General features: G+C 63.6%; 12 protein-coding genes. 6 read left to right on the top strand and 6 right to left on the bottom strand.

Annotation, left to right across the window (positions count from 1 at the left end; all coding sequences use genetic code 11):
- The first annotated feature begins 8 nt into the window (after positions 1 to 8).
- Positions 9 to 6,497 carry a retention module-containing protein gene (locus IEC33019_RS15965; protein WP_099593747.1) on the top strand — a complete coding sequence of 2,163 codons (6,489 nt, stop codon included), beginning with the start codon at positions 9 to 11 and terminating at the stop codon, positions 6,495 to 6,497.
- 176 nt (positions 6,498 to 6,673) lie between these two features.
- Positions 6,674 to 7,015, top strand: a complete 342-nt coding sequence (locus IEC33019_RS15960) for a cupin domain-containing protein (RefSeq protein WP_081337439.1) — start codon at positions 6,674 to 6,676, stop codon at positions 7,013 to 7,015.
- Positions 7,016 to 7,018: 3 nt separating this feature from the next.
- Here IEC33019_RS15960 and IEC33019_RS15955 read toward each other — a convergent pair whose 3' ends face one another.
- Together IEC33019_RS15955 and IEC33019_RS15950 are read right to left on the bottom strand one after the other, a co-directional pair.
- Entirely contained in the window at positions 7,019 to 7,384 is a 366-nt protein-coding gene (locus IEC33019_RS15955; protein WP_070092131.1) for a YbaN family protein, read from the bottom strand.
- A 7-nt stretch (positions 7,385 to 7,391) separates the two neighbouring features.
- Positions 7,392 to 7,979 carry a YecA family protein gene (locus IEC33019_RS15950; RefSeq protein ID WP_070092130.1) on the bottom strand — a complete coding sequence of 196 codons (588 nt, stop codon included), beginning with the start codon at positions 7,977 to 7,979 and terminating at the stop codon, positions 7,392 to 7,394.
- A gap of 257 nt (positions 7,980 to 8,236) precedes the next feature.
- Between IEC33019_RS15950 and recQ the strand changes: the two genes are divergently transcribed.
- Together recQ and IEC33019_RS15935 are read left to right on the top strand one after the other, a co-directional pair.
- The gene (gene recQ, locus IEC33019_RS15940; RefSeq protein ID WP_070092129.1) at positions 8,237 to 10,375 is read left to right on the top strand and encodes a DNA helicase RecQ; all 2,139 of its coding nucleotides are present in this window, start codon (positions 8,237 to 8,239) and stop codon (positions 10,373 to 10,375) included.
- A gap of 116 nt (positions 10,376 to 10,491) precedes the next feature.
- The gene (locus tag IEC33019_RS15935) at positions 10,492 to 10,929 is read left to right on the top strand and encodes a MarR family transcriptional regulator (protein WP_070092128.1); all 438 of its coding nucleotides are present in this window, start codon (positions 10,492 to 10,494) and stop codon (positions 10,927 to 10,929) included.
- Between the two features lie 39 nt (positions 10,930 to 10,968).
- Here the strand turns inward: IEC33019_RS15935 and IEC33019_RS15930 are convergent, their stop codons facing one another.
- Positions 10,969 to 13,155 carry a patatin-like phospholipase family protein gene (locus IEC33019_RS15930; protein WP_070092127.1) on the bottom strand — a complete coding sequence of 729 codons (2,187 nt, stop codon included), beginning with the start codon at positions 13,153 to 13,155 and terminating at the stop codon, positions 10,969 to 10,971.
- A 69-nt stretch (positions 13,156 to 13,224) separates the two neighbouring features.
- Here IEC33019_RS15930 and IEC33019_RS15925 point away from each other — a divergent pair, with 69 nt between their 5' ends.
- Positions 13,225 to 13,506 carry a SelT/SelW/SelH family protein gene (locus tag IEC33019_RS15925; protein ID WP_070092126.1) on the top strand — a complete coding sequence of 94 codons (282 nt, stop codon included), beginning with the start codon at positions 13,225 to 13,227 and terminating at the stop codon, positions 13,504 to 13,506.
- Here IEC33019_RS15925 and IEC33019_RS15920 read toward each other — a convergent pair whose 3' ends face one another.
- Positions 13,507 to 14,397, bottom strand: a complete 891-nt coding sequence (locus IEC33019_RS15920) for a DMT family transporter (protein ID WP_070092125.1) — start codon at positions 14,395 to 14,397, stop codon at positions 13,507 to 13,509. It abuts the gene before it with no gap.
- A gap of 158 nt (positions 14,398 to 14,555) precedes the next feature.
- The gene (locus tag IEC33019_RS15915) at positions 14,556 to 15,320 is read right to left on the bottom strand and encodes an AraC family transcriptional regulator (protein ID WP_070092124.1); all 765 of its coding nucleotides are present in this window, start codon (positions 15,318 to 15,320) and stop codon (positions 14,556 to 14,558) included.
- A 221-nt stretch (positions 15,321 to 15,541) separates the two neighbouring features.
- Here IEC33019_RS15915 and IEC33019_RS15910 point away from each other — a divergent pair, with 221 nt between their 5' ends.
- Positions 15,542 to 16,354, top strand: a complete 813-nt coding sequence (locus IEC33019_RS15910) for a UDP-2,3-diacylglucosamine diphosphatase (protein ID WP_070092123.1) — start codon at positions 15,542 to 15,544, stop codon at positions 16,352 to 16,354.
- Positions 16,355 to 16,369: 15 nt separating this feature from the next.
- Here IEC33019_RS15910 and IEC33019_RS15905 read toward each other — a convergent pair whose 3' ends face one another.
- Positions 16,370 to 16,681, bottom strand: a complete 312-nt coding sequence (locus IEC33019_RS15905; RefSeq protein ID WP_070092122.1) for a DUF962 domain-containing protein — start codon at positions 16,679 to 16,681, stop codon at positions 16,370 to 16,372.
- Between the last annotated feature and the right edge of the window lie 78 nt (positions 16,682 to 16,759).

Genomic DNA, 16,759 nt, shown 5'->3' with positions numbered 1-16,759 from the left:
GTTGGTTCATGGCTAAATCACTCGGTGTGGTCAGCAAGGTTGTCGGTCAAGTCTTCGCGGTCGGTCAGGACGGCACCCGTCGGGTGCTGGTCGAAGGGGACCGGCTGTTTGCCGGAGAACAGCTCGAGACCGGCGCCGCAGGGGCTGTGGCCGTGCACTTGAATAATGGTGCCGAGCTGACCCTTGGGCGCGACAGCAGCCTGGAACTGCGGCCGGAGCTGTTGGCCAACCAGGCGGGGCATGTGCAAGGCCCGGAGTCGGTAGCGCCCAGCGAAGCTGATCTGAGTGATGTCGAACGCTTGCAAAAAGCGATTGCCGCAGGCGCCGACCCGAGCCAGGAGGCCGAGGCCACGGCGGCCGGCCCCAGCAGCACTGGCGCGCCCGGGGCGGTGGGCGGTGGTCATAGCTTCGTGTTGCTGACCGAGGTGGCCGGGCGCGTCGACCCGGTGATCGGTTTCCCTACCGCAGGGTTCAATGGCATCCCTGAATTCACGATTCCCGATGCCGGTGATATTCGCTTCGATGACGATCGTCGGCCTGTGATCGATGGTCCGGATGGCCCTGACGGACCCGATGGCCCTGACGATCCCGATCATCCGGTGACCCTGCAGGGGTTGGACGTCGCAGGTGGCGAACTGACCTTGCACGAGGCCAACCTGCCTCAGGGTTCGGCCAGCAACCCAGGGGCGTTGACCCAGGGGGGCACTTTTACCGTGTCGGCGCCCGATGGGGTATTCAACCTCAATGTCGGCGGTATCAATGTCGTTACGGGAGGTGCGGTAACGGGGATTGGCCAGTCCGTGACCACGGCGTTGGGCAACGTCCTGACCATCACCGGTTATGACCCCCTCACAGGTACGGTCAGCTATAGCTACACCCTCGTGACCGCCGGGGGCACCCACGCGCTGGGTGAGCAGTTGGCAGTGCACGTCAGCGATTCGAATGGGAGCGTGGCCAGTGGCATGCTCGATGCTCACATCGTCGATGACGCGCCACAGGCCCTGGACGACAGCAACCCGACGGTCGCGACCGAGCAGCAGACCACACTGACCGGCAACGTGCTGACCAACGATGTGCAGGGCGCCGACCGAGTGCCTTCCGGCCCGATCACCGCCGGTACGTTCGTCGGCACCTACGGTACGTTGGTGCTGGCGGCTGACGGGTCCTACACCTACACGTTGAACACCAACGACCCTGATTTCATCAACCTGCACGGTGGTGGCTCGGGCGTTGAGCACTTCACCTACACGCTGACCGATGCGGACGGCGACAGCAGCACGGCGACGTTGGTACTCAATGTCACCAACCTCAACGATCCGGTGACCCTCGATGGTCTGGATGTAAAAGGGGGTGAACTCACCGTCCACGAGAAGCACCTGGGCGATGGCAGTGCCCCGGATGCCTCGGCATTGACGCAAAGCGGGACTTTTACCGTCACGGCAGCAGATGGCCTGCAAACGCTGGTCGTGGGTGGTATCACCCTGGTCAACGGCGGGGTGGTGGCAGGTTTTCCGCAATCCATTACCACACCGCTAGGCAATACCCTGACCGTGACCGGCTACAACCCGGCCACTGGCGTCGTCAGCTACAGCTACACCCTGACCGACAACGAGGCGCATCCCAATGCTGATGGCGCCAACAGTGTGAGCGAAAGCTTTACGGTCGTAGCGACCGACAGCGATGGCAGCAGTGCCATTGGCAGCATCGACGTGAACATTGTCGACGACGCGCCCAAAGCCCTGGACGACAGCAACCCGACGGTCGCGACCGAGCAGCAAACCACACTGACCGGCAACGTGCTGACCAACGATGTGCAGGGCGCCGACCGAGTGCCTTCCGGCCCGATCACCGCCGGTACGTTCGTCGGCACCTACGGTACGTTGGTGCTGGCGGCTGACGGGTCCTACACCTACACGTTGAACACCAACGACCCTGATTTCATCAACCTGCACGGTGGTGGCTCGGGCGTTGAGCACTTCACCTACACGCTGACCGATGCGGACGGCGACAGCAGCACGGCGACGTTGGTACTCAATGTCACCAACCTCAACGATCCGGTGACCCTCGATGGTCTGGATGTAAAAGGGGGTGAACTCACCGTCCACGAGAAGCACCTGGGCGATGGCAGTGCCCCGGATGCCTCGGCATTGACGCAAAGCGGGACTTTTACCGTCACGGCAGCAGATGGCCTGCAAACGCTGGTCGTGGGTGGTATCACCCTGGTCAACGGCGGGGTGGTGGCAGGTTTTCCGCAATCCATTACCACACCGCTAGGCAATACCCTGACCGTGACCGGCTACAACCCGGCCACTGGCGTCGTCAGCTACAGCTACACCCTGACCGACAACGAGGCGCATCCCAATGCTGATGGCGCCAACAGTGTGAGCGAAAGCTTTACGGTCGTAGCGACCGACAGCGATGGCAGCAGTGCCATTGGCAGCATCGACGTGAACATTGTCGACGACGCGCCCAAAGCCCTGGACGACAGCAACCCGACGGTCGCGACCGAGCAGCAAACCACACTGACCGGCAACGTGCTGACCAACGATGTGCAGGGCGCCGACCGAGTGCCTTCCGGCCCGATCACCGCCGGTACGTTCGTCGGCACCTACGGTACGTTGGTGCTGGCGGCTGACGGGTCCTACACCTACACGTTGAACACCAACGACCCTGATTTCATCAACCTGCACGGTGGTGGCTCGGGCGTTGAGCACTTCACCTACACGCTGACCGATGCGGACGGCGACAGCAGCACGGCGACGTTGGTACTCAATGTCACCAACCTCAACGATCCGGTGACCCTCGATGGTCTGGATGTAAAAGGGGGTGAACTCACCGTCCACGAGAAGCACCTGGGCGATGGCAGTGCCCCGGATGCCTCGGCATTGACGCAAAGCGGGACTTTTACCGTCACGGCAGCAGATGGCCTGCAAACGCTGGTCGTGGGTGGTATCACCCTGGTCAACGGCGGGGTGGTGGCAGGTTTTCCGCAATCCATTACCACACCGCTAGGCAATACCCTGACCGTGACCGGCTACAACCCGGCCACCGGCGTCGTCAACTACAGCTACACCCTGACCGACAACGAGGCGCATCCCAATGCTGATGGCGCCAACAGTGTGAGCGAAAGCTTTACGGTCGTAGCGACCGACAGCGATGGCAGCAGTGCCAGTGGCAGTATCGATGTGAACATCGTCGACGACCTGCCCCAGGCCAATCCCGATTCAAAATCGGTCGTGCACGAAGGCGGGGTGGTCACCGGCAACGTGCTGTACAACGATGTGATCGGGGCCGATGGCGCACCCGATGGCAAGGCTGTCGTCGGCGTAAAGGCTGGCAGCGATACCTCGAACCCCGTCCATGGTGATGTCGGCAACCAGATCATGGGCACCTATGGCTACTTGGTCCTCAATGCCGACGGCAGCGCGACCTACCACGCCAACCCCAACAGCGTGGCCGGGGCCGGTGCGACCGACACCTTCGTCTACACCATTCGCGATGCCGACGGCGACGAGAGCACCACCACCGTCACCATCAATGTGCTGGACAGCGGCCTCTCGGTCAGCGGGGCGGACCGTGATGTGACGGTCTACGAAAAAGCCCTGGACCTGAACCAGGACGGCAAGGACCTGGCGGCCGGGAACGTCACCGGCAGCGATCCCACGTCCACGGGCGAGACCGGAACGGGCTCCCTGGTCGGCGCGGTGCAAGGCGGGGTCGGTGCATTGACCTACACCTTGGTGGGCAATGCCGTCGGGCAATACGGCCAGATTCACCTGAACGGCGACGGCACTTACACCTACACCCTGACCTCGGCGCCGAAGACTCCCGGTGGCGCCAACGATGGCCCGAACACCCTGACCGAGACCTTCACCTATCAGGCGAAGGATCAGCTGGGCAACACAATCACCAGCCAGATCGTCATCAACATCGTCGACGACGTGCCCAAGGCCAATGCCGACTCAGCCACCGTACAGGTGGGCGGCATGGCAAGTGGCGATGTGCTGTACAACGATGTCCTGGGCGCGGACAAGGTCACTAACGGTAATGTCGTGGTCGGCGTGCGTGCAGGCAACGATACCTCGACCTCGGCCCATGGTGACGTCGGCACCCAGGTCATGGGCAACTACGGCTACCTGGTGATCAACGCCGATGGCTTTGCGACCTACCATGCCAACCCCAGCAGCGTGGTCAGCAACGGTGCGACCGACACCTTCGTCTATACCATCCGCGATGCTGATGGCGACGAAAGCACCACCACCGTCACCCTCAATGTGCAGGGCAATCCACTGTCGGTGAGCGGCCCAGACTGCGATGTCACGGTGTATGAAAAAGCCTTGGACCTCAACCAGGATGGCAAGGACCTCGCCCCGGGCAACGTCACCGGCAGCGATCCAACCTCCACCGGCGAAACGGCCTCCGGCACCCTGGCAGGTGCGGTACAAGGCGGGGTCGGTGCATTGACTTACAGTCTGCTAGGCAACGCTGCAGGACAATACGGACAGCTTCATCTGAACGGCGACGGCACTTATACCTACACCCTGACCTCGGCTCCTAAAACCCCGGGCGGTGGCAACGACGGCCCGAACATTACGACCGAGACTTTCACTTACCAGGCGAAGGATCAACAGGGCAACACCATCACCAGTCAGATCGTCATCAACATTGTCGATGACGTGCCCAAGGCCATTGCCGATTCGAAATCGATCGTGCACGAGGGCGGCGTGGTCACCGGCAACGTGCTGTACAACGACGACCTGGGCGCGGACAAGGCCGCCAACGGCAACGCCGTGGTTGGCGTGCGCGTGGGTAGTGACACCTCCACCGCCGCGCATGGTGATGTCGGCACCCAGGTCATGGGCAACTATGGCTACCTGATCCTCAATGCAGACGGCAGCGCCAGCTACCATGCCAACCCCAATAGCGTGGGCAGCGAGGGTGCGACCGACATCTTCGTCTACACCATCCGTGACGCCGACGGTGATGAAAGCACCACCACCGTCAGCATCAAGGTGCAGGACAGCCAACCCTGGATATGCGAGCCCCAAGCGACGAATGCACCTCCCGTGGCCGGTGCCGACCACATCATCACCAATATCGCCGGCGCGGGGATTACCGTGCCTGCCGAAGCCTTGCTAGCCAACGACAGCGACCCTGACCACGACAAACTCTCGGTGTCATCGACCTATTTCGACACCCAGTTCTCTGCCAACGGCGCAGGCTTTGGGGTGGGCAGCGACACCCCTGTGATCGAGTTCAATGGCATCGGCAGCAACCTGCCCAACCGGGTTCGGGACCTTGCGCGAAGCGAGTTCCGCGGGACCTCCGACAGCATGGCGGCCGCGCTGATCGTGAGCGGCTTCCTGGCCTCGCCCAACGGCAACTTCGCCAACGCGCAGGATGTATTGACGGTCACCCTCAAGAAAGGCGAGACCCTGAACCTGCACCATGACTTGTCGGCAAGTCAGGTCGCCATGGAGTGGAAGGACGAAGGTGGCAGCTACCAGGCTATCGACAACGACAAGGGTTTTACCGCCAGCCACGACGGCACGTACTCCATCCACATGATCAATGTCTCCAGCGGCAATGGTAGCCACGGCACGGCGAACTACCTGCTGACGATGTCGATCGACTACAGCGATGCCGCGCAGGATGTGTACAACGGCACCTACACGGTGAGTGATGGCCACGGCGCCAGCGCGACAGGCAATGTCGACATCACCTATCAGGGGGGCAGCGTGCTCACGGGCACCGCCGACAATGACACCCTGGTGGCCGGCGCGGGCAACGATACCTTGCACGGTGCCGCTGGCAACGATGTGCTGGTCGGTGGCAGTGGCGATGACAAACTCTATGGCGGGGAGGGCAATGACCTGCTGATCGGTGGCCCGGGCAATGATCTGCTCGACGGGGGGGCGGGCATTGATACGGCCAGCTACGCCTCGGCCACTGGTGCAGTGACCGTCAACCTGAACCTCACCGGTGCGCAGGATACCGGGGGAGCCGGTATCGATACCCTCAATGGCATCGAGAACCTCATCGGTTCTGACTACAACGACATCCTGATTGGCGATGGCGGCAACAACGTGCTCATTGGCGGCTTGGGCAATGACCGGCTCACCGGCGGTGGCGGTAACGACACCTTTGTCTGGCAAAAGGGGGATGTGGGGCACGACACCGTGAGCGACTTCACCCCCGGCAGCGACCGCCTTGACCTGTCGCAATTGCTTCAGGGCGAACAGGCTACCTCCGCCTCGCTGGATGACTACCTGCATTTCAAAGTCACCGGTACCGGCACCAATGTGGTCTCGACCATCGAAGTCAGCAGTGTGGCGGGCGCCGCGCCCACCCAGACCATCGAGCTGGCCGGGGTCGATCTGGCGCAGCACTATGGCGTCACGGCCGGCGCGGGTGGGGTGATCGCCTCGGGGCAGGACACGGCGACCATCATCAACGGGATGCTCAATGATCATTCGTTGAAGGTGGACACTGTCTGAGTGATCCAGGTGGTGTGAGAGGCGGCCCAATCACCGTGCGAGCCCGCTCCTCCAGGAGCGGGCTCGACTATCAAGGCACGTGCGACGCCTGGGCATATGCCCTGGTCGCACCTGCAGCGCCGGGCCTGCTTCAGCCTCATAGACTGTGCTTCGAGCCCACCTCGGAGTCAGCCCACATGCCCCAACGCGAAACCCATTCCCCCAGCCAGGCCCTATGGCAGCCCATGCTCCTGGGCGGTCAGCGTCTGGAAGGCGTCAGCTGGAAAACCTTGGCCGACACCGGCTCCTGGCAGGCTTACTGGATGAAAATGGCGCCCGGCAGCCGCTCGGTGCCGCATCGACATGCCGCCACCGAATTGCTGCAGGTGCTGGAAGGTGAAGTCATGGATGTCGACGGTCAGGTGTTTCGCGCGGGTGACAGTCTGGTGTATGCCGCAGGCTCCGAGCACTGGCTGCGTTCGCCTGGGGGTTGCCTGTTGCTGGTGGTGGAGTCCGAGCCGTCGTTGCTCAGCGATTGAGCGTCAACCAGGCCGGCGCAGGGTCTTTTGCTTGAGAATGTACAGGCTCACCAGCACGGCGCTGGTGAGCATGAAGGCCCGTGCCCAGAACAGAGGCACCAGGTAGCAGGACAGGCCGATACTCGCCCACATCAGGCCGATGGCATAGACCTTGCCCTTGAGCGGGATGCCTTCGCCGCTGAGGTAATCGCGGATCCACGGGCCTAACTTGGGGTGGTTGATCAACCAATCGTGAAAGCGCGGCGAGCTGCGCGCGAAGCAGGCTGCGGCCAGGAGCAGGAAAGGGGTGGTGGGCAGTACCGGCAGGAAAATCCCCACCACCCCCAGCGCAACGCTGAGCCAGCCGATGGCCAGCAACAGGTAGCGCATGGCCACCTTAGTGGTGGCGCGGCTTGAGCAGGGCAGGCTTCTCGTCTGGGGCGTGCAGCAGCAGGAACAGCGCGGTCAGCGCCTCGGGGATCTGCACGATCATGTCGTCCTGCAGGCTGGCGTTGCGGGCGATGTCCTCGAACTCCGGCTGCTCGTCGAACAGGCCCGAGCCGACCATGATCGGCAGCAGCATTTCGCTGACTTCTTCCTCGGCGTTCTCGAACCAGGCTTCCTCGCGCAGGAATACCCCTTCCATGAAGCCGATGCACCAGCCGCGCAGGTCGGAGTCGTCCGGCTCGTCGGTCAGGTCCAGGTCGCAAGGCAGCTCGAACTCGTCGTCGCTGGCCAACTGACGGCCGATATGCGCCTTGAGCGCCACCAGGGTCGCCTCGATCTCGGTGCGCTGGGCGTCGCTGGTGTAGTGGGGCTCTTCAGCGAACAAGGCGTCGATCCATTCGCGCTCGGGAACGTCCTCGGAGCAGATCGACAGCGCGGTCAGGTAGCCATGGGCGGCGACGTAGTCCAGCGCTTCTTCGTGCAGCTCGTCGGCGTCGAGGAAGGCTTGCAGGCGGGTCAGTTGCTCGGCGAAGGACATTACAGGGCTACCTTGGGGAATAAACGATAACGAATTCTAGCACCTTGCGGCGGCTGGGGGGCAAAGGGAACGTCTGTCGCGGGGAAGCTGCCAAGGCATCCTGCATGAACGGGCAGTGGGGTATAATGCGCGATTTTTCATCCAGGGGTGTCGTTTCCCGGCATTCCGGCAAAAGCCGCTTACGGATTGGCAAGTGTGTCCAGCGGATTTTTCGTCCAGCCTGTGTCCAGGATGGTACGGCGATTTTGGAGTTTCCAATGCTCGAACAGGCTCAGCGCGTCCTCAAGGACATCTTCGGCTACGACAGTTTCCGGGGGCGCCAGGCAGCGATCATCGAATGCGTGGCCAGTGGTGGCGATGCCCTGGTGCTGATGCCCACCGGCGGTGGCAAGTCCCTGTGCTTCCAGGTGCCGGCCTTGCTGCGCCCGGGCCTTGCCGTCGTGGTGTCACCGCTGATCGCGCTGATGGACGATCAGGTTGCCACCCTCGATGAGCTAGGTGTGGCAGCCGCTGCGCTGAATTCGACCCTGAGTGCCGAGCAACAGCGTGAGCTGGCCGGTCGCCTGCGTCGTGGCGAGGTGAAGATGCTCTACCTGGCGCCCGAGCGTCTGGTGCAGCCACGCATGCTGGAATTCCTGCGTACCCTGGACATCGCCCTGTTCGCCATCGACGAGGCCCACTGCGTCTCGCAGTGGGGCCACGACTTCCGTCCCGAGTATCTGCAACTGGGCCAGCTGGCCGAGCTGTTCCCCCAGGTGCCACGCATCGCCCTCACCGCAACGGCCGACATGCGTACTCGCGAAGAGATCGTCCAGCGCCTGCACCTGCAGGGCGCCGAGCGATTCCTGTCGAGTTTCGACCGGCCCAACATCTTCTATCGCATCGTGCCCAAGGAGGCACCGCGCAAGCAGTTGATGGCGTTTCTCGGCGAGCGCCGGGGCAACGCCGGTATCGTCTATTGCCTGTCGCGCAAGAAAGTCGACGAGACCGCTGCGTTCCTCTGTGAGCAGGGCTTCCCGGCCCTGCCTTATCACGCCGGCCTCGCCGCCGAGACCCGTGCGGCCAACCAGCACCGCTTCCTCAACGAGGAGGGCTTGATCATGGTCGCCACCATTGCCTTCGGCATGGGCATCGACAAGCCCAACGTCCGCTTCGTCGCCCACCTTGACCTGCCCAAGTCGATGGAAGCCTACTACCAGGAAACCGGCCGTGCTGGCCGTGACGGCCTGCCGTCGGACGCCTGGATGGCCTACGGCCTGCAAGACATGGTGATGCTCAAGCAGATGCTGCAGAACTCCGAAGGCGACGAGCGTCACAAGCGTGTCGAGCAGCACAAGCTCGACGCCATGCTGGCCCTGTGCGAAGAAACCCGCTGCCGCCGTCAGTCGCTGCTGGCCTACTTCGACGAAGTGCTCGAACAGCCCTGCGGCCATTGCGACAATTGCGTCGACCAGGTACAGACCTGGGATGCCACCGAGCCCGCCCGCCAGGCGCTGTCGGCGGTGTACCGCACCGGTCAGCGCTATGGCGTGGGCCACCTGATCGATGTGCTGGTGGGCAAGGACACGGAGAAGGTGCGCAATTTCGGCCACGAAAAGCTTTCGGTGTTCGGTGTCGGCAAGTCCCTGAGCGAGCACGAGTGGCGGTCGTTGTTCCGCCAACTGGTGGCACGCGCACTGGTCGACATCGACCTGGAGGGTTATGGCGGGCTGCGGTTGTCCGACAGTTGCCGCCCGTTGCTGCGAGGTGAAGTCACCCTGCAATTGCGCCGTGACCTCAAACCACAGACCGTGGCCAAATCCCCTGGCGGCGGCAGTCCTGCCAGCCAACTGGTACGTGCCGAGGAGCGCGAGCTCTGGGAGGCGCTGCGAGCCCTGCGGCGCAAGCTGGCCGAGGAGCACAGCGTGCCGCCCTATGTCATCTTCCCCGATTCGACCCTGTTGGAAATGCTGCGCAGCCAACCCACCAGCCTCAGCGACATGGCCCAGGTCAGCGGCGTCGGTGCACGCAAGCTGGAGCGTTATGGCGAGGCCTTCCTTGGGGTGCTCAATGGCGGCTCGGGGGATGAAGCGCCGAAGGTGGTGCTCGACCTGCGTCACGAGCTGGTCAGTCTGGCCCGTGCCGGCATGACCCCGGCGCAGATCGCCGGCCAGCTCAATTGCAGTGAAAAGAACGTCTACAGCCTGCTGGCCGAGGCCCTTGGCCGTCAGGAGTTGAGCCTGGAGCAAGCCTTGGACCTGCCTGAAGACCTGCTGATGGAAGTGCAGGATGCCTTCCTTGACGGCGAGGGCGAACTGCCGCCGGTATCGGTGGTGTCGCCGTTGTTCGGCCAGCGTGTACCGGAAGGCGTGTTGCATTGTGTGCGTGCGGCCCTGGCCGCGGAGTTCGAGCTGTGACTGACCCTCGTCACGCTTTTTGACGAATATCGGAGATTCCCCCGCGCCGCAGCCTTGCCTGTTGGCGTCGGGCATGATTAGCTGGCTAATAATTAGTTCTGTTCATAGAGTCGCTTATGCCCCTGACCGATAACCAACACCGCTTCGGCATGCAGCTGGCCCAGATGTCCCGTGGCTGGCGCGCCGAGCTGGACCGCCGCCTTGCCGGCCTCAACCTGTCCCAGGCACGCTGGTTGGTGCTGCTGCACCTGGCCCGCTTCGAAGAGGCCCCGACCCAGCGTGAGCTGGCCCAGAGCGTAGGGGTCGAGGGACCGACGCTCGCGCGGTTGCTCGACAGTCTGGAGAGTCAGGGGTTGGTGCGGCGTCAGGCGGTGATGGAGGACCGGCGAGCGAAGAAAATTTTGCTGTGCCCGCCGGCCAAGCCGCTGATCGAGCAGATCGAGACCATCGCCAACGCCCTGCGCCTGGAGTTGTTCACAGGGGTCGACGAGGCCGACTTGGAAGTCTGCATGCGAGTGCATGCGAAGATTCTCGCCAACCTCGAAAAATCCTGACTTCATGCCCTGTGGGGCCGCGAGGCGGCCCCACTGGCTTTAGAAGGTATGCCCCAGATTCAGGTACACCGCCTTCTGATGCTCATCGTTGGCTCCATAGCTGATGTTCAACGGCCCCAACGGTGTTTCCAGGCCCAGGAAGATGCTCGCTGCATTGATGTACCCGCTGTCGAATTCGTTGTCGTTGTTCCAGGCCCGGCCACGTTCGAGCGAGCCGCCCAGGTACAGCGGGAAGTCCAGCGGCAGGTAGGCGCGGGGCGTGAGGCGGCGGTAATAGACCATACGCATCAGGCTGATGTTTTGCCCGGACACCGAGTCCTGGCGAAAGCCCGACAACTGCCTGGCCCCGCCGAACACGAAGCTTGAGGTCACCACCTGGGCCTCATCCAAGGTGCGCCCGTAGCGCCCGCCCAGCACCAGGCTGTGCGGCCCGCTGCTGAAGGCTTTGTCCAGCTTGAGCTCCCATTGACGGTAGTCGTCGTCCGAGTCCAGGGACCTGTCATACTTGCGCAAGGCCAGCCCGATGTCTTCACCGCTGTGAGGGAAGTACACATTGTCGAAGGTATCGAAGGAGTACTTCAGTTCGTAGAAGCCTTCGTTGAAGCTGACGCTGGGCAGGTCCTGGTCGCCGATGCGCACCTCGGCCTCGCCCCAGGCTTTGCCCACCCCCACCCGCACTTCGCCGTAGGTGCCGATCTGTCGGCCGAGGTTGAGGCCGAAACCGTAGCGCTCCAGGCGGTATTCTGCGATCGGGTCGTTGTCCAGGGTCGCCTCGATGTTCTGTGAGCCGAAGTCCAGATAGGGTGCGACGAAGTAGCGTGAGCCCACATCCAGCGGCTGGTAGAACTCGCTGTAGAGCTCCTGCTGGTCGCCGATCTGGGCGCGGGTCAGCCACTCGGCGCCCAACCGGTTGATGCCATTGACTCGATAGCTGGCGCCGAGGTTGAAGGCGCTGTCACCACGCATGTCGTCCGACAGGTTCAGGCCCAGACGCAGGTAGTCGGTGCCGCCACGCTTGCCGCGGGCGTTGATCACCAGGGTGTTATCGTCGCCCTTGTGGACCACGCGGTACTGCACCCGGTCGAAGTAGTCCAGGCCGTACAGGGTGCCCATGTCGGTCTGCAGGCGGTCCAACTCCAGAGGGGCGCCCAGGGGTTGGCGGATGTAGTAGCGGATCACGTCGTCGCTGACCTTCGAATCGTTCTCTACCTTGATCGCGGTGATGATCGGCCGGCGCTGGCGTGGCGAACGGGCCACCGCAAGGCCTGTGTCGCCCTCGTCACGGCGCAGGCTGGCCAGGCGGTTGTCCATGGCCCGGGCGGCGCGATAGCCGGCATCGATCATGTCCTGGGCACGGCCGAAATCGGTCACGCCGAAGGCGGCGAGCGAAGGCTGGATCAGGACGTCGTCCTGATGCAGGCTGGCCAGTTGCTCCTCGGAGTTGCGCCGGGTCATCAAGGTGATCGACTGGTTGAGCACGTCGACCACCGTGGCCAGCTGTTTGCGATCACGCAAGGGGGTGCCGATGTCGACCACGATGGCCAGGTCCACCCCCATGTCCCGCGCGACATCGACGGGAATGTTGTCGACCATGCCGCCATCCACCAAGAGACGGCCGTCGAGTTCGACCGGGGCGAACACGGCCGGGATCGACATGCTGGCGCGGATCACCTGTGGCAGGTGCCCGCGGCTGAACACCACCTTCTCGCCGCTGGCGATGTCGGTGGCTACGGCGCGGAAGGGGATCGGCAGTTTGTCGAAATCGCGGGTGTCGGCAGTGTGGGCCAGCTTGCTTTCCAGCAGCAGGGAGAGGTTCTGGCCCTGGATCACGCCCAGCGGCAGGCCGAGGCTGCCGTCGTCGCGAAAGCTGAGCTTTTGCTTGACCAGGAAATCGCGGTCGTCTTGCTTGCGGCGGAACGGCACGTCCTTGCGTGGCGGGGCATCGGACAGCGCCTGCTGCCAGTCGAGCGTGGTGGCGAGCTTCTCGAGTTCCTCGACGCTGTAGCCGGAGGCATACAGCCCACCGATCACCGCGCCCATGCTGGTGCCGGCGATAGCGTCGATGCGTACGCCTTGCTCCTCCAGGGCCTTGAGCACGCCGATATGGGCAAGGCCCCGGGCAGCGCCTCCGGACAACACCAGGCCTACCTTGGGCCGGGCGGCTTCAGTGGCCAGGACGGTGAAGCTGGTGAGTGTCAGCAAAAGGCAGAACAGCAGGCGGCGCATCGTGAGTCTCAAAACCGTGGTCAAAGACCGCTAGTATAAGCGGCTCATCCCCGAAGGAGACGCGTTGCCATGCCCCAGGCCAAGCCCGAAATCGTCATCACGTATTGCACGCAATGCCAGTGGCTGCTGCGCGCCGCCTGGCTGGCCCAGGAACTGCTCAGCACCTTTGCCGACGACCTGGGCCGCGTGGCCCTGGAACCGGGTACTGGTGGCGTGTTCCGCATCACCTGCGATGGGGTGCAGCTTTGGGAGCGCAAGGCCGATGGTGGCTTCCCCGAGGCCAAGGTGCTCAAGCAGCGGCTGCGCGATCAGATCGACCCGCAGCGCGACCTGGGCCATAACGATCGCTGATCAGGCGCCTTCGACCAATGGACGCTGCTTGGGCGGTTGCTCGGCGGCCATGCGGCTGGATAGCACGATCGCGAAAATGATCAAGACACCGCCCGCCAGCATGCGCAGGGTCGGCGTTTCGGCGAACACCACCCAGGCGACGGCGATGCCATAGACCGGCTCCATGCCGAACACCACGGCGGCAGTGCGCGCCTTGATCACGCTCAGGCTGGCGACGAACAGGCTGTGGGCCACGCCGGTACAGAAGATGCCGAGCAGGCCGATCCACAGCCAGTCCATCGTCGCTACCTGGTTCAATCCTGGGCCGGCGAAGGGCAGTAGGCACAGGCCGACCACCAGGTTCTGCCACAGCGCCGCCTGTACCGCCGGCAGGCGCCCAGAGCCGGCGCGATTGGTCAGCGACAGCAACGAGAACAGCAACCCTGAAAGCAATGCCCACAGCAGGCCACCTGTCGCTTCGCTTTGCAGGTCGAACGCAGGGGTGACCAGGACTAGACCGATGCTCACCAGGATCACCAGCACAGCCTCGTTGCGGCGGATGCGCTCGCGGAACAACACGCCTTCGAGGATCACTGTGAAAGCGGGGAAGCTGGCGAAGCCGAGGGTGGCGATGGCCACGCCGCCGACTTTGACCGCGATGAAGAAACTGACCCAGTGCCCGGCCAGGAGCACGCCGCCAAGCAGCAGCCGGCGCACATCCTGAGCGCCGAGGCGTTGCCAGCCGGGGCCGGCGAGGGTGGCGAACAGCGCCAGGGCGAGCACGGCGAAGGCGGCGCGCCCGAAGACGATGATGGTGGGGCTTGCACTGGCCGCCAGCTTGCCGAAAACGCCGGTGAGGCCGAAGAAAAGGGCGCCGATGTGCAGGGCGCCAAGGGCAGTGCGGTGGTTCATGGTAGTCCTTGTGATGACAATGGCCCACGCGTGTTGGCGTACCGGTGGGCGCGGGCTTGCCGCGCGATGGGCCGCAAGGCCAGCGACTCTCTCGCGGGCTCGATATTCAAGGGCCAGTCTACGAGGGCTGTCGCGTGCTGTCTGTCGCGATCCTCGCGTCAGTTGTCGTCAGGCTCGCGGCGCAAGGCCATGGGTGAGCGGCCAAAGTCACGGCGCATGGCGGCCGAAAACGCACTCTGGGAACTGTAGCCAACCTGCGCGGCGATTTCGCCGATCGGCAGGCCGGTCTGTTGCAGCAAATGTCGCGCCTTGAGCAAGCGCCGTTGGCGAATGTAGTCCATCGGCGTCATGGCACATTCGCTGGCGAAGCGCGCATGCAGGCGGGCGCTGGACAAGCCTGCCAGGCGCGCCAGGTCCGCTACCTGCAGCGGGTGAGCGGCGTGCTGCTCGATATGTGCGTCGAATGCCGCGTAGGGCAGGTGCCGCTGGACGGGTGCCGGCACGGTTTGCGCATTGAGGCTGGCCAGCAGCAGGACCGCCCCTTGCTGGGCGATCAATGGATCATCCACCGGGCTGCTGGCGAGCCAGTCGACCAATTGCTGCTGGCGGTTGTCCAGGCTCAGGGGGCCAGGTCGATCGAGCAGGCGGCGGCTGGCATCGGCATGGCGGCCCAATTGCTCGTGCAACCAGTGTGCGTCGGGAACATCCAGCACCAGGCAATCGCTACCGGCTGGGCTGCCGCAGGTGTGATGAGCGCCGGCCGGCACCACCATCAGGCCCTGGCGCTGGACCTGCGCGCCATGGCCCTGAACCTCGAAATCCAGGTGTCCCCCCAGGCCAAACACCAGTTGTGAATGGTCGTGACTGTGGGCGATCAGGTCATGGCGGTAGTGGCGCAGGGAGAGGATGGGGCCGGCGGTCATGGGTATTTCCTCGCGGGGCAGGGCGCCAGTGTACACACCTGGGGCGGCTTTGCAGCCCGATCGCGGTACACGCCCGCTGCCGCAGGGTCGCGCCATTTTGTGGGCGCCTGCGATCGGCCCCATGATCGCCAAGGGTTGGCAGGCGATCAGCCGTCACGCCGCTGCCACCAACCTGTCATCCACAACTGCCAGTCTCCAGCAAACAGCGCAGGAGCCTGCCCATGACCCATGCCGAACTCGCCCGCCCGTCACGCAAGCAACGTGTGCGCACCTTGTGGATTTCCGATGTGCATCTGGGCACCCGCGATTGCCAGGCAGAACACCTGTCGCAGTTTCTCAAGGGGTATCAGGCCGACCGCATCTACTTGGTCGGTGACATCATCGATGGCTGGAAGCTGCGCGGTGGCATCTATTGGCCCCAGGCCCATACCAATGTCATCCGTCGGCTGCTCACCCTGAGCAAGCGCGGCACCGAGGTGATCTACGTCACCGGCAACCATGACGAGTTCCTGCGCCGTTACTCCAAACTGATGCTGGGCAACATCCATCTGGTGGACGAGGCCGAGCACCTGACCGCCGATGGCCGGCGCCTGCTGGTAATCCACGGTGACCAGTTCGATGTGATCACCCGCTACCACCGCTGGCTGGCATTCCTGGGAGACCGGGCTTACGAGTTCACCCTGGTGCTCAACCGCTGGCTCAACCACTGGCGAGCTCGCTATGGCTACGGCTATTGGTCGTTGTCGGCGTACCTCAAGCACAAGGTCAAGGGCGCGGTGAACTTCATCAGCGACTTCGAGGACGCCATTGCCCATGAATGCACCCGGCGGGGCTTCCAGGGGGTGGTCTGCGGGCATATCCATCACGCCGAGATCCGTCAGGTGGGGGAGGTGCAATACCTCAATTGCGGCGACTGGGTGGAGTCATGCACGGCGCTGATCGAGCACTGGGATGGGCAGATCGAGCTTTATCGCCTGGCCGAGGCCCAGGCCCGCGAGGCTGACCGCTTGGCTGCGCTGCGCGAACCGGCCTAGTCGCCCCGGTGCTTTCTAGAGGCTGATCTTGCCGCGCAGGATGTCGCGGAACATGGCGAAGTCGCCCAGCAGGCTGTACAGCGGATAAGTGAAGGTGGCTGGGCGGTTTTTCTCGAAAAAGAAATGACCGACCCAGGCGAAGCCATAACCGGCGAACGGCACGGCCAGCAGCAATTGCCAGCGCCCGCTGGCGAAGGTGTAGGCGAGCAGGGCGATGACCAGGCTGGTGCCGACGAAGTGCAGGCGGCGGCACGTGGGGTTGCTGTGTTCACCCAGGTAATAAGGGTAGAACTCGGCAAAACTTCGAAACTGCGTGGCAGGGATCATGGCGGTACTCCCGTTAGGTTCGCGTTGTGAACAGATACACGGCGCGGAGCCTGAATCGAGTCTAGAGTCATTGTCGGG

The organism is Pseudomonas putida (assembly GCF_002741075.1).
In the GTDB taxonomy this organism is placed as follows: Bacteria; Pseudomonadota; Gammaproteobacteria; order Pseudomonadales; family Pseudomonadaceae; genus Aquipseudomonas; species Aquipseudomonas putida_T.
The sequence above is the reverse complement of the archived record's forward strand: the minus strand, read 5'-3'. Positions and strand labels throughout refer to the sequence as shown.

Coding starts and splice junctions, on each gene's coding strand:
- IEC33019_RS15950 (WP_070092130.1), bottom strand. CDS start 7,979: ATGTCCTTCGCCGAGCAACTGACCCGCCTGCAAGCCTTCCTCGACGCC.
- recQ (WP_070092129.1), top strand. CDS start 8,237: ATGCTCGAACAGGCTCAGCGCGTCCTCAAGGACATCTTCGGCTACGAC.
- IEC33019_RS15960 (WP_081337439.1), top strand. CDS start 6,674: ATGCCCCAACGCGAAACCCATTCCCCCAGCCAGGCCCTATGGCAGCCC.
- IEC33019_RS15920 (WP_070092125.1), bottom strand. CDS start 14,397: ATGAACCACCGCACTGCCCTTGGCGCCCTGCACATCGGCGCCCTTTTC.
- IEC33019_RS15905 (WP_070092122.1), bottom strand. CDS start 16,681: ATGATCCCTGCCACGCAGTTTCGAAGTTTTGCCGAGTTCTACCCTTAT.
- IEC33019_RS15915 (WP_070092124.1), bottom strand. CDS start 15,320: ATGACCGCCGGCCCCATCCTCTCCCTGCGCCACTACCGCCATGACCTG.
- IEC33019_RS15965 (WP_099593747.1), top strand. CDS start 9: ATGGCTAAATCACTCGGTGTGGTCAGCAAGGTTGTCGGTCAAGTCTTC.
- IEC33019_RS15935 (WP_070092128.1), top strand. CDS start 10,492: ATGCCCCTGACCGATAACCAACACCGCTTCGGCATGCAGCTGGCCCAG.
- IEC33019_RS15955 (WP_070092131.1), bottom strand. CDS start 7,384: ATGCGCTACCTGTTGCTGGCCATCGGCTGGCTCAGCGTTGCGCTGGGG.
- IEC33019_RS15910 (WP_070092123.1), top strand. CDS start 15,542: ATGACCCATGCCGAACTCGCCCGCCCGTCACGCAAGCAACGTGTGCGC.
- IEC33019_RS15925 (WP_070092126.1), top strand. CDS start 13,225: ATGCCCCAGGCCAAGCCCGAAATCGTCATCACGTATTGCACGCAATGC.
- IEC33019_RS15930 (WP_070092127.1), bottom strand. CDS start 13,155: ATGCGCCGCCTGCTGTTCTGCCTTTTGCTGACACTCACCAGCTTCACC.